The organism is Pseudomonas sp. PA-4-8C, from assembly GCF_021606625.1.
In the GTDB taxonomy this organism is placed as follows: domain Bacteria; phylum Pseudomonadota; class Gammaproteobacteria; order Pseudomonadales; family Pseudomonadaceae; genus Aquipseudomonas; species Aquipseudomonas lactis.
The window spans coordinates 1-13,597 of record NZ_WKCD01000138.1 but is presented as its reverse complement, the minus strand read 5'-3'; the positions used below and the strand labels follow the sequence as shown (position 1 = coordinate 13,597).

Sequence of the window (13,597 nt, the reverse complement as noted above, 5' to 3'; positions counted from 1 at the left end):
CCCAACTGGAACTGGAAATCACCGAAAGCGTGCTGATGCAGAACGTCGATGAAACCGTGGAGACCCTGCAAAAGATCAAGGCCATGGGCATCCGCCTGGCCCTGGACGATTTCGGCACCGGCTACTCCAGCCTCAGCTACCTGCGGCGCTTTCCCATCGATGTGCTGAAGATCGACCAATCCTTTGTGCGCGGCCTGCGCATCAATAGCCAGGACGAACAGCTGATCAGCGCTATCATCGGCATGGGCAAGAGCCTGGAGCTGAACATCATTGCCGAAGGCGTGGAAACCATCGACCAACTGAATTTCCTCAAAGCCCAGCAGTGTGAAGAGGGCCAGGGCTTTCTATTCAGCAAGGCGCTGCCTTCGAAAGATTTTGTGCAGTTGCTGCAAACGAATAGCGCGACACTGATGCCCGATCAATAAAATAAATAGCCCTAGGCCTGCAAGGAGTGCTCGCTTGAGCAACGTCGTAAACCACCGTTCTGGCCTGATGTTCGCGTTATGCCTGGGCACTACATCGCTCGCAGCCGCGCCACTGAACGAAGCGCTCAAGCCCTTGCCGGCGGTTCCCGTACTGGACCCGGCCAAGGTTGAGCTGGGTCGCCAGCTGTTCAATGAGCCGCGCTTGTCGGTCAACAACACCTTGTCCTGCGCCAGCTGTCACCCACTGACCAGCGGCGGCGCCGACAACAAGCCGTTCTCCATTGGCTTTGACGGCAAGCCGGTGCAGATCAATACCCCTTCCGTGTTCAACGCCAGCCTGAACTTCAAACAGTTCTGGAACGGTCGGGTGGACACGCTGGAGGCCCAGGTCGAACAGGTGGTGATCAGCCCGGTGGAAATGGGCAGCGACTGGAATACCGTGGTGCACAACCTGTCCGCCCTGCCCGCTTACCAGAACGCGTTCAAACAGGCCTACCCCGATGGCGTCACCGCCTCCAATGTGCAAAACGCCCTGGCCACCTACGAGCGCACGCTGCTGACACCCAACTCGCGGTTTGACCAATACTTGCTGGGCGACACCGATATCCTGACCACCCAGGAAAAGTACGGTTATCAACGTTTCAAGGACTACGGCTGCATCGCCTGCCACCAGGGGGTGAACATTGGCGGCAATATGTTCCAGAAGTTCGGCGTGATGGGCGACTACTTCAAGGCCCGCGGCAACCCGCTGGAATCGGACCGGGGGCGCTACCTGCAGACCCAGGATGAAGAGGACCGCCATGTGTTCAAGGTGCCCAGCCTGCGCAATGTGGCCGTCACTGCGCCGTACTTTCACGACGCCTCGGCCAAGACACTTGAAGAGGCGGTTGACGTGATGTTCAAGTACCAGTTGGGGCGCAACCCGTCTCAGGAAGACAAGGACCTGATTATCCAGTTTCTCAAGACCCTGACTGGCGAATGGGCGGGCAAGCCACTATGAGACCCTTTTCACGCCGACACACCAGCCAAATCCTGCTAGGCCTTATCACCCTGTTTCTGGCCTCCACCCTGGTGTTTTTGTACCTCAAGTCCTCGCGCGACCAGACGGCTACTTATACCCAGTCGCGCGACTTGATCCGCCAACTCCAGCAGCTCAATGCCCAGTGGGACAGCGAAGTGCTCAAGGCCCGCATCGCGATTACCCACAATTACGACCCACTGGTCACACCGCTGACCGAAATGACCCGCATCGGGGCTGAACTGCAGAGCCGCAACACCTACCACAGCGCTGCCGACCTGCCCGGTTGGCAAGCCAGCCATGCGGCGTATCTAAAGGCCATCGAGGAAAAAGCCCGGCTGGTCGACCAGTTCAAATCCCACAACGCAGTACTGCGTAACTCATTGGCTTTTTTGCCGACGGCCGAAGACGACATCCAGGCCCAATTCAACAGCATGACCGATGAAAGCCGGCTGCAACTGCAAAGCGTGGCCACCGACACTTACGACCTGCTGCTCAGCAGCCTGGAGTTCGCCCAGGTCACCAGCGACGAACGTGCCGCCGATATCCTGGTGGGCCTGGGCAAACTGGCCATCAACCAACAGAGCCTGCCCAGTGAGTTCCAGGCACCGGTAGAGATTCTCAGCAATCATATTTCGCTGATCCTGCGTGAACAGCCACTGGTCAACAGCCTGCTTGAGCGAATTGCCGCCGTGCCGGTGGCCGAACACCTTGATGACCTGACCACCCACCTCAATCAGGACCAGCAAACCGCTGACCTCATCGACCACCAATACCATCGCTACCTGCTGATCTTCTCGACCTTGCTGGTGGTGTTACTGCTTTACCTGGCGGTGCGCCTGTTGCGCAGTTTTGCCGAGATCAACCGCGTCAACCGCGCGTTGCAGGCCGCCAACGAAACCCTGGAGCAACGGGTGGAGCGGCGCACGCAACAGCTCAAGGATGCCCAGAGCGAGCTGATGGACAGCGCCCGCCAGGCCGGCATGGCAGAGATCGCCACCAACGTGTTGCACAACGTCGGTAACGTGCTCAACAGCGTGAACATCTCCGCCGACCTGGTCAGCCGCAAGTTGCGCGCCAGCAAGGCGCTCGGCCTCGGCAAGGCCATGCAGTTGATCAACGCCCACCCGGGCGACCTGGGCACCTTCCTCACCGAGGATGAAAAGGGCAAATTGCTGCCGGGCTATCTCAACCAGTTGGTCGAAGCGATTGCCGTCGAACAGCAAGGCATGAGCGATGAGCTGGCGCAGTTGAGCAAAAGCGTGGACCACATCAAGGACATCGTCTCCACCCAGCAATCCTATGCGGGTGCATCTACGTTGCTGGAGCCGGTCAATATCAGCGCCTTGATGGACGACGCCCTGCGCATGAATGCCGGCGCGCTGAGTCGTCACCATGTCACGGTGGTCAAGGCGTACGCCCCGGTGCCAGAAATACTCGGAGACAAGCACCGGTTGCTGCTGATCATGGTCAACCTGATCAGCAACGCCAAATACGCCATGGACAAACTGTCTGAACGGCCACGGCAAATCACCCTGGCGGTGGAATCGGTCGGCGACGAGACCCTGAAGATCAGTGTGAAGGACGATGGCGAAGGCATACCGCCTGAGAACATGGCACGCATCTTCACCCACGGTTTTACCACCCGCAAGGAAGGCCACGGCTTCGGCCTGCACAGCTGCGCGCTGGCCGCCGTGGAAATGAACGGCCAACTCAGCGCCCATAGCGACGGGCCGGGCCTCGGCGCGGTGTTCACCTTGACCATCCCCCTGACACTTGCCGGAAGCAGCTCATGAACCAACCTCCCAACCGGCGCATCCTGCTGATCGATGACACACCGTCCATTCATGAGGATTTTCGCAAGATCCTGATGCCCGACGAAGCCTCAACCGAAGCGCTGGATGAGATGGAGTCGGCACTGTTTGGCGACGCCGCCAAACCTCAAGCCCAGGCATTCGAGCTGCACTGCGCGTATGGCGGCGAGGAAGGCCTGGGCTTGCTGACCAGCGCCATGGCGCAACAGCGCCCCTACGCCTTGGCCTTCGTTGACATGCGTATGCCCCAGGGTTGGGACGGCGCCAAGACCATCGAAGAACTGTGGAAAGTCGCCCCCGACCTGCAAGTGGTGGTGTGTACCGCCTACTCGGACTATTCCTGGGATGACCTGTTGTTTCGCCTGCACGCCCACGACCGCCTGCTGATCCTGAAAAAACCCTTCGACAACATCGAAGTCCAGCAAATGGCCAACACCCTGGCCAACAAATGGGACATGGCCCGCCGCGCTTCCCTGCAAACCTCGCAGCTGGAGCGGTTGGTGGAAGAACGCACCCAAGCGCTGCAACTGGAAATTGAAGAGCGCAAGCACCTGGAAAGCCAACTGGTGCAGTCGGAAAAACTCGCCTCACTGGGGCAACTCGCGGCCGGTGTCGCCCATGAGATCAACAACCCCGTGGGCTTTATTTCCTCCAACCTCAGCACCCTCGACGGCTACTTCAAACAGCTGCAACAGATGCTCGATGCTTACCAGCGCAGCGAAGCGCATATTGCTGAGCCAGAACATCGCGACCCACTCACGGCATTGCGCAACGAGCTGGACCTGGATTTTCTCAAGGAGGACATTCCGATCCTGATCCGCGAGTCCAAGGATGGCATCGGCCGTGTGGTGCAGATCGTCAAAGACCTGAAGAACTTCTCACGGGTGGATAACGACCAGACCTGGCAATTTGCCAACCTGCAGCAAGGCATCGACTCGACACTGAACATTGTCGCCAGCGAACTCAAGTACAAGGCCGATGTGATTAAGCACTACGCGCCGCTGCCGGAAATCGAATGCCTGGCCTCGCAACTCAATCAGGTGGTGATGAACTTGGTGATCAACGCCGCACAAGCCATGGGCCCTGAGCGCGGCACCATTACCATCAGCAATGGGGTGGAAGGCGAACACGTGTGGCTGGAGGTCGCAGACAACGGCTGTGGGATTGCCCCCGACACCGTGCAGAAGATTTTCGACCCGTTCTTCACCACCAAGCCGGTGGGCGAAGGTACGGGGTTGGGCTTGTCGTTGTCCTACGGGATCGTCAAGAAACACCGTGGCGATATCAGCGTCAGCAGTGAGCTGGGCAAGGGTACGAAGTTTCGGGTGGTACTGCCGATTCGGCAGACGGCGGCGTAGGGGTACGCCGCCGAATCATGCTCATTCATCCGCTTTTTTCGGGTTCGACCCAAACGAGGCAAAGCGCTTGTTGAACCCGGCAATCCGGCCTTCGGCCTGGGTCTTGCGCTGCTGGCCGGTGTACACCGGGTGCGAGGCGCTGGAGACGTCCAGCGGGATGTAGGGATAGGTGTTGCCGTCGCTGTGTTTATGGGTGCGATCACTGTCGGCGGTGGAACCGATGAGGAAGAACACGTCGGCGGCAGTGTCGTGGAACAGCACGGTGCGGTAGTCGGGGTGGATACCAGCTTTCATGAGGCCTCCGGGGCGTTTGGGCGCAGTTGATTTGTTATACAGTAACACAAAATCAAACAACCAAACGAGAACCTATTGCAATAAGAATAGATTGCGCCGATCTATGCCCCTAGGTATTGCGTCACGCTCCGCGATCAAACTGTGGGAGCGGACTTGCTCGCGAAAGCGGCCGGACAGCCTACCCATGCCTACCTGACGGGCCGCGATCATCTATAGATATTTATGGCCTTATGGGGCTTGCTGGAAATCCCTTTCCAAGAACCAAACCTGTCTCCCCTCCGATCTTATCTGGCCGCCTTATTCAACACTGACTTGACCAGCTCAGGCGTAGCCTCATTTTTGCTCACAGCACTGGCATACCCTTTTAAGACGCCCCAGATATTCCCCTTCGCAGCACTGTCGAGCGCCTGATCAAAACCATCGGCCCGGGTTTTGTCAAAACCATCCTTGGCCCCCTTGAGGGCCCCGACCAACCCCTGGTCTGCATCGCCGATGCCCAGAAGAATATTGCTGAGCCCAGGAATAAACCAGGTTCTCTTTCCAGCCTCGCCGGCAGCCCACTGCAGGTTGTCTTTGTTGGTGCCGTCGGCCTTCACATGGGTATCGCTGGTACTATCCAGGCGGTGATGTTCGCGCAAGGCGGAATAACCCTGCTCCGTAAAATCTTTCCACATGCCTGCCGGCGTACCGTGCCGGGCATCGCCGCTACGGGTAATGCCTTCAAGGTCGCCATTGCCATGGGCCTTGCCTCGATGTTCGCCGTCAGCCGATAAGGACGTATCGATATAGTTAAGTACCCGCGCAGCGTTGAAGGCTGCATCAGCCCGTGCCTCCGGGTCTTTGTTGTTGCTCGTCCAATCCCCCAGAAGTTTGTAAGCCAATGAACGATTGATATCTTTCTGATGGCCGAGGTTTTTGAGGATCGGATTATCGTTGATGATTTGTTCTGCGGTGCGGTTATCACCCGGTGGACGGCCCGTGGCAAACTCCGGCTTTCGGCTCACATCCTGCTCAGGCTTTTCGATGCCTTCCATGCGTTTATGTTCTTGGGCGATTTGCTCCCGTTGCGAGCCCGTTAACTGGCTTTTATTCCAGTGGACGGTAGAAGGCATAGTAATCGAAGCATTGTAACCGTTACTCGACGCCGATTTGGTTATAGTCATATGGAAGTTTCTCACTCTTGTCGTTATAAACTCCATGTCGTTAAAAAGTGTCCTTACCTTCACAGTTATCCGGCAAATAACCGGATACCTGATGAATGGTGACGACGCAGCAATACGTTCCTCTATCAAGCTGATAGATATTTTTGTCTATACAAATACGCAGAGGCCAAAATACCTGACTGGACGATCAATCCTTGTCCGTGCTTTGTCGACAGGTGCAGAATGGTTAATCGACCTGAAGAGTCCGAACCCAAGGAAACCGTATGAGCCTGTCCTTGTTAAGCCGCTACGCCTTCTTCGCTGTGTGTGTCATTTTCACCCTCGCCAGCCTCCCCTTTATCGAACACGAATGGCTGTGGCCTATCACGCTAGTCACCGGTGTACTCAGCCTGATCGGCATTGTCGACCTGCTGCAAACTCCCCACGCGGTGCGCCGCAACTACCCGATCCTGGGCAATATCCGCTACCTGGTGGAAACCATCCGCCCGGAAATCCGCCAGTACCTGCTGGAGTCCGACAGCGACGCCCTGCCCTTCTCCCGCGCCCAGCGCTCGCTGGTGTATTCGCGGGCTAAAAACGAAACAGCAGACAAACCCTTCGGCACCCTGATTGACGTTTACCAGTCAGGCTTCGAATTTATCGGCCACTCCATGCGCCCTGCGCCACTGAGCGACCCCGGTAGCTTTCGCGTGATGGTCGGCGGCCCACAATGCACGCAGCCCTATTCGGCGTCGGTGTTCAATATCTCAGCGATGAGCTTCGGCTCGTTGAGCGCCAACGCAATCCGCGCCCTCAACCACGGCGCCAAGCTCGGCAACTTTGCCCACGACACCGGCGAAGGCAGCATCAGCCCCTACCATCGCGAAAACGGCGGCGACCTCACCTGGGAACTGGGCAGCGGCTACTTTGGCTGCCGCACCAGCGACGGCCGTTTCGACCCCGAACGCTTCGCCGTGCAGGCCCAGAACCCGCAAGTGCGCATGATCGAAATCAAGATGAGCCAAGGCGCCAAGCCCGGCCATGGCGGAATTCTGCCCAAGCACAAGGTCACCCAGGAAATCGCCGAAACTCGCGGCATCATGATGGGTGAAGACTGCATCTCGCCGTCGCGTCACAGCGCGTTTTCCACGCCGATCGAGCTGATGCAGTTCATCGCTCAGTTGCGCGAACTGTCCGGCGGCAAACCCGTGGGCTTCAAGTTCTGCCTGGGCCATCCGTGGGAATTCATGGGCATTGCCAAGGCCATGCTCGAAACCGGCATCCTCCCGGACTTTATCGTGGTGGACGGCAAGGAAGGCGGCACCGGTGCCGCGCCGGTGGAATTCACCGACCACATCGGCGTACCGCTGCGCGAGGGCCTGCTGTTCGTGCACAACACCCTGGTGGGCCTGAACCTGCGCGACAAGATCAAGCTCGGCGCCAGCGGCAAGATCGTCAGCGCCTTCGACATCGCCAGCGTCCTGGCCATCGGCGCCGACTGGGCCAACTCGGCACGTGGTTTCATGTTCGCCATCGGCTGCATTCAGTCTCAGTCATGCCACACCAACAAATGCCCGACCGGCGTGGCGACTCAAGACCCGCTGCGTCAACGCGCCCTAGTGGTGCCGGACAAGGCCCAGCGCGTATTCAACTTCCACCGCAACACCCTGCACGCCCTGGCAGAAATGCTCGCCGCCGCAGGGCTGGAGCATCCATCGCAATTGTCGGCCAAGCACTTGGTACGGCGCATGTCGGCGACTGAGATCAAGTTGTTTTCACAGCTGCATGTGTTCTTGAAGCCCGGCGAGTTGCTCACTGGGGAAGTGAACGGCGAGTTTTATTCGCGGATGTGGCAGATGGCGCGGGCGGATAGTTTTGAGCCCCATGAAATCGCAGCGGCCTGAAGGACACCTAGCATGTTGAAAGTCATCGCTGAAGATTTTATCAAGCCCGAACATCTGGAAACCGTGCGCCCGTGGTACGCCGAACTGGTGGAAAAAACCCGCCAGGAACCGCTGTGCATCGCCTACGATTTGTTTGTCGATCAAAAAGACCCTGGGCACTTCGTCTTTATCGAACACTGGCCCGATCAGGCAGCGCTGGATGCGCATTGCCAGACCGAGCACTTCACCCGTTTGGTACCGCAGATCAATGCGTATCAGGCCAAACCGTGCAGGGTCTTGCTGATGGAGGCTTTCTGAGAATACCCCGCCTGTCTGAAACGGGCGCGCACTGTCAATTCTGACAGTAGATGATTTTGCTCTGATGCAAAACACTTGAAGGCATCAACCCTACCCATGGACGGGTGAACCATGCCTCTACATTTTGCTTCATTGCTGCTCGCCTGCCTCCCGCTACTGGCGCTAGCCCAGGACGATCCGGTTGAACGCTTGCTGGCGCAAATGACCCTTGAAGAAAAAATTGGTCAGCTCAGCCAACTTGGCATCCAGACTACGCCCACCGGCCCCGTCATTGATCAAGGCACGCAAACACAGATGCCCGTCACCCTGGTGGGGTCGGTACTGGGGGCGAGTACCGCGCAACAGACCCGCCAGTTGCAAGAACAGGTAGTCAACGGCTCTCGCCTGCATATTCCCTTGTTATTCGCCTATGACGTGTTGCATGGTTTTCGGACGGTGTTTCCAGTGCCCTTGGCGCAAGCCTCAGCGTGGGACCCGGACCTGGCACAACGAACCGCACGCGCGGCAGCCGTAGAAGCCACCGCCAGTGGCGTGCATTGGACCTTTGCGCCCATGGTCGACGTTGCCCGTGACCCGCGTTGGGGACGCGTGGTGGAAGGCGCAGGTGAAGATCCGTTTCTGGGTTCTGCACTGGCTGCAGCCCTCGTGCATGGCTTTCAGGGCGCAGGTGCCCCTGACGTTTCGTCGATGCTCGCGACGGCAAAACATTTCGTGGCCTACGGCGCTGCCGAAGGCGGTCGAGACTATAACGTTGCCGACCTGTCGGAACGTACCTTGAGAGAAGTGTACTTACCTCCCTTCCAGGCCGCCGTCGCGGCAGGCGTCGATGCAATCATGCCGTCCTTCAACGAGGTGGCCGGCATTCCCATGCACCGCCATACCGCTCTGCTGACCGGTCTGTTGCGCAAACAATGGGGGTTTACCGGCTTGCTGGTCAGTGATTTCAATGCTGTCTGGGAACTGGGCCCACAAGGCATTGCCGCCACGGCGGCCGACACCGCACGGCTGGCGTTCACTGCCGGGGTGGATATCGAGATGGCCAGTCAATCCTATCGCCAACACCTGCCGACGCTGGTGCGCAACGGTCAGGTGTCGCGCAAAAGTGTGGACGACGCCGTGCGTCGCGTACTCACGGCTAAGCAACGCCTGGGGCTGTTCGATGACCCCTATCGGTACAGCGACGAAGCCCGCGAGCGGGCCAGCCAGCTCACGCCCCAACACCGCGCCCTGGCTCGAGAAGCGGCGCAGAAATCCATCGTCTTACTGAAAAACAGCGGCACATTGCTGCCGCTTTCCAAACAGCCGGGCAAGGTCTTGGTTGTCGGCAGCCTCGCCTCGGACGCCAGCGCCACGATCGGCCCATGGGCCGGGGCCGGACGCGCCGAAGAGTCCGTCACTGTGCTGCAAGGTCTGCGCAATGCAGTCGCACCTGGCACCGAGATTGTTTACCTGCCCGGCGCCTCGCCCAGCAGCCCGCATATCCAAGATATCAAGCAGGTCGAACGTACTGCGCGTGAAAGCGACCTGCTCATCGCCGTGCTCGGAGAAACCGCAGAACAGAGCGGCGAAGCCCATAGTCGCGCCGAACTTGGCCTGCCGGGTGGGCAGAATGCGCTGCTAAGCACACTACTGAACACAGGAAAGCCGCTGGTCATCGTCCTGATGAACGGCCGCCCGCTGGTGCTCGATGAGTCAGTCCAACAAGCGCCCGCCTTACTCGAAACCTGGTTCCTGGGCAGCGAGACCGGGAATGCCGTGGCCGATGTGCTCTTTGGTGACGTAAACCCCAGCGGCAAGCTGCCAATGACGTTCCCACGTCATGTGGGCCAGATACCGATTTACTACGCGCATAAAAATACCGGCCGCCCACCCAGCGGTGATGGCAGTTACGCATCCGCCTACATTGATGTGCCCTGGCCCCCCCTGTATCCATTTGGCTTCGGCCTGAGCTACACCTCGTTCGTCTACTCCTCTCCTCGCCTGAGTAGCCCTCGACTGACCTCCACCCAGACGCTGGGGGTTGAAGTCACCGTCACCAATACGGGCAAACGCGCCGGTGATGAAATCGTCCAGTTGTACCTGCGCGATGATGTTGCCAGCGTCACTCGACCAGTGCGCCGATTACGGGGTTTTCGCAGAATTCATTTAGCACCGGGCGAAAGCCGCAGCGTGAGCTTTTCCCTGGGCCAACAGGACTTTGCCTTACTCGACGAGCATTTCTCGCCGAAGGTCGAGGCCGGCGGTTTTACCGTCTTCGTGGGGCCGGATTCGACGACTACCAACCAGGCGCATTTCGAGGTGAGCGATACGCGCCGGTTGCCTATTGCGGGGCAGTCTGTCCCACCGGCGTTGCCCAACTGGGCTGCCGAGCGGTTGTCGATTATTTGTTTACAGGCGAGAAATAGCGAAGCGACTTGAAGACTACCGCCTCAAAACATATGAGCCTGGCCAGTCAGCGGCGAGTTTATGCGGGCGTGGCCCATTGCGTGCGCAGTAAAACGCGCACCGTTTGTTCCTCGTTGAACAGTGGCACCACCAGCGAGATTTTCATTGTCCACGCTCGCGAAACACCACACAGTGCGACAGCAAAAAACCGCACACCAGGCTGACCAGCGAAAACACCAGCACGGTGACAATCCCTGGCATACGCAGATGGTCGCCCAACCATCCCACAGCCAGGCTCAAGCCGCCCATGCAGGTCATGAACAGCAAGTAGCGGCCCAAGGAAACGGGGCTATCAAACGTAAAGAGGGCATTGATGTAAAACGAGAACGACGCTGCCACACAGAACGCCAGCAAATTACTCAGCGCCTGATTCAACTCAAACCCTGTCCGGAACATGAAAAACAGCTGCCAATGGATCACCGTATTGGCGATACCAATCAGCGTGTAGCTGGAGAATCCTTTCCAGAGTCGAGTCATGCTTCAGTCCTGTGCGGCTACGCCAAGCAAGCCACGGCTGCCAAACGCCGTCTACTGTCAACCTTGACAGGTACCCCAAGCCCAATTGAGACATTCAGCAATACCCAGCCTTTGCAATTGCTTACAAATACCGCCAACCTGCGCCCGCCCGACGTGCGGCGACGCCCGCGCGCACCTATCGTCATTCAACTACTTGTTCAAGAGCCCGCTGCCATGCTGAACGGACGCGACCCGCGCATCGATTTTTTTCGGGGCCTGGCGTTGATCTTCATTTTCTGGGATCACGTGCCCCACAACCCCTTGGCCAATGTCACCGTGCAGAACTTCGGGTTCAGTGACGCCGCAGAAATCTTCGTGTTTCTGGCCGGCTACGCAGCCGTGCTGGCTTACGGCAAGATTCTGCAGCGCGATGGCTATCTCTTCGCCTGCCTGAAAATCCTGCGTCGGGTGTGGACGCTCTACGTGGCGCATATTTTCCTGTTGGCGCTGTTGATGGGCATCGTGATTTTCGCCAACAGCCATATCGAGACCCGCGACCTGGTGCAGGAGATGGGCCTGGAATATTTCCTCACCAATACCCAGCAGGCCTTGCAGGATGAACTGCTGCTGCGCTTCAAGCCCAACCTCACCGACCCGTTGCCCTTGTACATCGTGCTGATTCTGAGCCTGCCGCTCACCCTGCCGCTGCTGGTGTATGTGCCCAACGTGATGGTGGCGATCTCGGTGGCGGTGTACCTGCTGGCGCCCTGGCAGGGCTGGAATTTGCCCGCGAGCAACGGCGGGGTGTGGTACTTCAACCCCATCACCTGGCAATGCTTGTTCATCCTCGGCGGCGCAGCCGCGTTGCGCTCACCCAGCCCGGCCGAAGCGCGGCCGTTGCTGCGCCAACCCTTGTTTGTGGCCGCTGCGCTCTACGTGTTGGTGACCTGTGTGATCACCCTGTCGTGGCGCTGGCCCGAGGTGCATGACGCCTGGATGCCACGCGTCATTGGCGGATGGCTGTACCCCATCAGTAAAACCGACCTGTCGCCGGTGCGCCTGCTGCACTTCCTGGCCCTGGCCTACGTGACCGCCAAATTGCTCCCCGACGTCGGCTGGACAAAGCAGTGGCTGGCCCTGCAACTGGCGCGGATGGGGCGTTACTCCCTGGAAGTGTTTTGCCTGGGCGTGGTGCTGGCGCCACTGGCCGACATGCTCAATGCCATGGGGGGCGACAGCGTGGCGATCAAGTTATCCACCGCCTTGGCCGGTGCTGTGTTGATGGGCGTATTGGCCGCCTGGCTGGACATGAACAAGCGCCTGGACCAACGCTACGCCAACCGCGCCGTCGTCGCGACTACATAGTTAGCGACGCCGCCGGACACCGGGATGGTTCCATTTGCCTTTGCACCCTACAGTCAAAGGAAATGGCGCCATGCCCACTCAGTTACGCCTCAACGGCTTATCCGGCAACCTGCAAGACAGCGAGTCCTGGAACCGGCAACAAGCCCTGGAGATGATCCGCCAGACCGTCACTCAAAGCCTGGCCAGCCTCACCCCGGAACAACAACGAACGTACCTAAGGCTGCAACGCGAGGCGCACGCCGCATTGACGGCGGTTGACAACGCAAACACCGCGTTGATCAATACCTTCAAGACTCAGGGCCTGGCACGCCTGCGCGAAAAGCTCGGCGGCCAGGACCCGGAAAAGGTCTTGCTGCACACTCGCTACTTGGAGCCGGTCACCCCGCCCCTGCCGTGGGAACCACGCAGCAGTAACGTCAACGATCAGCGCCAGGGGCGCTTTCGCCGCGCCTATGACGAATGGAAATACCGTCCTCATCTATCGACAATGTCCCTGTGGGAGGCCGCCTGCCTGAACTTCGGCTACGCCACCCAGACGCCTCAGACCTCCGGGCATACCTTCGTCGATGCCACCTACCTTTCCGGCAATGACGACCCAAGCCTGACTGTCGAAACCTTCGTCCAGATCACCCGCGAGCTGGACCTGGGAGGCGAACTGCAAGGCGTGCTCACCGCGCAACTGGGCAGCGGTGGCAGCCTGTACACCTTGCTGCGCACCAGCGCACGCGCCTGCCTGCGTTTCGAGGCTCTTGAGGCGTATCGAAACCGCAGCAGCAGCGGCCTGACCCTGGCCCTTTACCAGACGCTGACCCAGGCCATCGACAGCGACGAGCCCTATCCCTCAATCGAACGAATGGCGATGAGCAAACCCTCAGGCATATTTCCAGAGGTGACCCTTGCACCACCCGCCACCGCTGTGCCGCTGCCGCTGTTGCTGATTCCCGTGGGCAGCCTGGGGGTGGTTTCCTATTTCCCCTTCCGCCCCGAGGGAGCCCTGCGTTATCACCCCGATGCGAGCAGCGCCAATGCGCAGTTTGTGGCGCAACTCAAAGACAGTCATCGCAAGCACGACCTGGGAT

12 protein-coding genes are annotated in these 13,597 nt (G+C 59.0%); 9 read left to right on the top strand and 3 right to left on the bottom strand.

Annotated elements, in window-relative coordinates:
* The 4 genes from GIW04_RS19035 to GIW04_RS19020 all read left to right on the top strand — a co-directional run.
* Positions 1-425 (top strand): EAL domain-containing protein (locus tag GIW04_RS19035; protein ID WP_236479124.1); only part of this gene is annotated, 425 nt, incomplete at its 5' end.
* Positions 426-459: 34 nt separating this feature from the next.
* Positions 460-1,425, top strand: coding sequence for a cytochrome-c peroxidase (locus tag GIW04_RS19030; protein ID WP_236479123.1), 966 nt, complete (start codon positions 460-462; stop codon positions 1,423-1,425).
* Complete coding sequence (locus tag GIW04_RS19025) at positions 1,422-3,239, top strand: DAHL domain-containing protein (protein WP_120248725.1); 1,818 nt, start codon at positions 1,422-1,424, stop codon at positions 3,237-3,239. The genes GIW04_RS19030 and GIW04_RS19025 overlap by 4 nt, the downstream gene beginning before the upstream one ends.
* Positions 3,236-4,615 carry an ATP-binding protein gene (locus tag GIW04_RS19020; RefSeq protein ID WP_120248724.1) on the top strand — a complete coding sequence of 460 codons (1,380 nt, stop codon included), beginning with the start codon at positions 3,236-3,238 and terminating at the stop codon, positions 4,613-4,615. The genes GIW04_RS19025 and GIW04_RS19020 overlap by 4 nt, the downstream gene beginning before the upstream one ends.
* 21 nt (positions 4,616-4,636) lie before the next feature.
* Here GIW04_RS19020 and GIW04_RS19015 read toward each other — a convergent pair whose 3' ends face one another.
* Both GIW04_RS19015 and GIW04_RS19010 read right to left on the bottom strand, forming a co-directional pair.
* A complete protein-coding gene (locus GIW04_RS19015) occupies positions 4,637-4,909 on the bottom strand; it encodes a type B 50S ribosomal protein L31 (protein ID WP_120248723.1) in 273 nt (90 codons plus the stop codon).
* A 284-nt stretch (positions 4,910-5,193) separates the two neighbouring features.
* A complete protein-coding gene (locus GIW04_RS19010) occupies positions 5,194-6,072 on the bottom strand; it encodes a hypothetical protein (RefSeq protein ID WP_144020134.1) in 879 nt (292 codons plus the stop codon).
* Between the two features lie 263 nt (positions 6,073-6,335).
* Here GIW04_RS19010 and GIW04_RS19005 point away from each other — a divergent pair, with 263 nt between their 5' ends.
* From GIW04_RS19005 to bglX, 3 genes are all read left to right on the top strand, one after another.
* Positions 6,336-7,955, top strand: coding sequence for an FMN-binding glutamate synthase family protein (locus GIW04_RS19005; RefSeq protein WP_003188909.1), 1,620 nt, complete (start codon positions 6,336-6,338; stop codon positions 7,953-7,955).
* A 12-nt stretch (positions 7,956-7,967) separates the two neighbouring features.
* Positions 7,968-8,252: a putative quinol monooxygenase gene (locus GIW04_RS19000; RefSeq protein WP_034134322.1), complete on the top strand. Its 285-nt coding sequence runs from the start codon at positions 7,968-7,970 to the stop codon at positions 8,250-8,252.
* A gap of 111 nt (positions 8,253-8,363) precedes the next feature.
* Complete coding sequence (gene bglX / locus GIW04_RS18995) at positions 8,364-10,670, top strand: beta-glucosidase BglX (RefSeq protein WP_120248721.1); 2,307 nt, start codon at positions 8,364-8,366, stop codon at positions 10,668-10,670.
* A gap of 129 nt (positions 10,671-10,799) precedes the next feature.
* On the opposite strand, the gene GIW04_RS18990 is transcribed toward bglX, so the two are convergent.
* On the bottom strand, positions 10,800-11,174 hold the full coding sequence (locus tag GIW04_RS18990; RefSeq protein ID WP_034134324.1) for a GtrA family protein: 375 nt from the start codon (positions 11,172-11,174) through the stop codon (positions 10,800-10,802).
* A 213-nt stretch (positions 11,175-11,387) separates the two neighbouring features.
* Between GIW04_RS18990 and GIW04_RS18985 the strand changes: the two genes are divergently transcribed.
* Entirely contained in the window at positions 11,388-12,518 is a 1,131-nt protein-coding gene (locus GIW04_RS18985; RefSeq protein WP_120248720.1) for an OpgC family protein, read from the top strand.
* Between the two features lie 70 nt (positions 12,519-12,588).
* Positions 12,589-13,597: dermonecrotic toxin domain-containing protein (locus tag GIW04_RS18980; protein WP_329607625.1), on the top strand; the 1,009-nt coding region annotated here is incomplete at its 3' end.

Excerpts from the sequence above, each read along its gene's own strand:
- GIW04_RS19025 (WP_120248725.1), top strand. The coding sequence starts at position 1,422 with ATGAGACCCTTTTCACGCCGACACACCAGCCAAATCCTGCTAGGCCTT.
- GIW04_RS19020 (WP_120248724.1), top strand. The coding sequence starts at position 3,236 with ATGAACCAACCTCCCAACCGGCGCATCCTGCTGATCGATGACACACCG.
- GIW04_RS19015 (WP_120248723.1), bottom strand. The coding sequence starts at position 4,909 with ATGAAAGCTGGTATCCACCCCGACTACCGCACCGTGCTGTTCCACGAC.
- GIW04_RS19010 (WP_144020134.1), bottom strand. The coding sequence starts at position 6,072 with ATGACTATAACCAAATCGGCGTCGAGTAACGGTTACAATGCTTCGATT.
- GIW04_RS19005 (WP_003188909.1), top strand. The coding sequence starts at position 6,336 with ATGAGCCTGTCCTTGTTAAGCCGCTACGCCTTCTTCGCTGTGTGTGTC.
- GIW04_RS19000 (WP_034134322.1), top strand. The coding sequence starts at position 7,968 with ATGTTGAAAGTCATCGCTGAAGATTTTATCAAGCCCGAACATCTGGAA.
- bglX (WP_120248721.1), top strand. The coding sequence starts at position 8,364 with ATGCCTCTACATTTTGCTTCATTGCTGCTCGCCTGCCTCCCGCTACTG.
- GIW04_RS18990 (WP_034134324.1), bottom strand. The coding sequence starts at position 11,174 with ATGACTCGACTCTGGAAAGGATTCTCCAGCTACACGCTGATTGGTATC.
- GIW04_RS18985 (WP_120248720.1), top strand. The coding sequence starts at position 11,388 with ATGCTGAACGGACGCGACCCGCGCATCGATTTTTTTCGGGGCCTGGCG.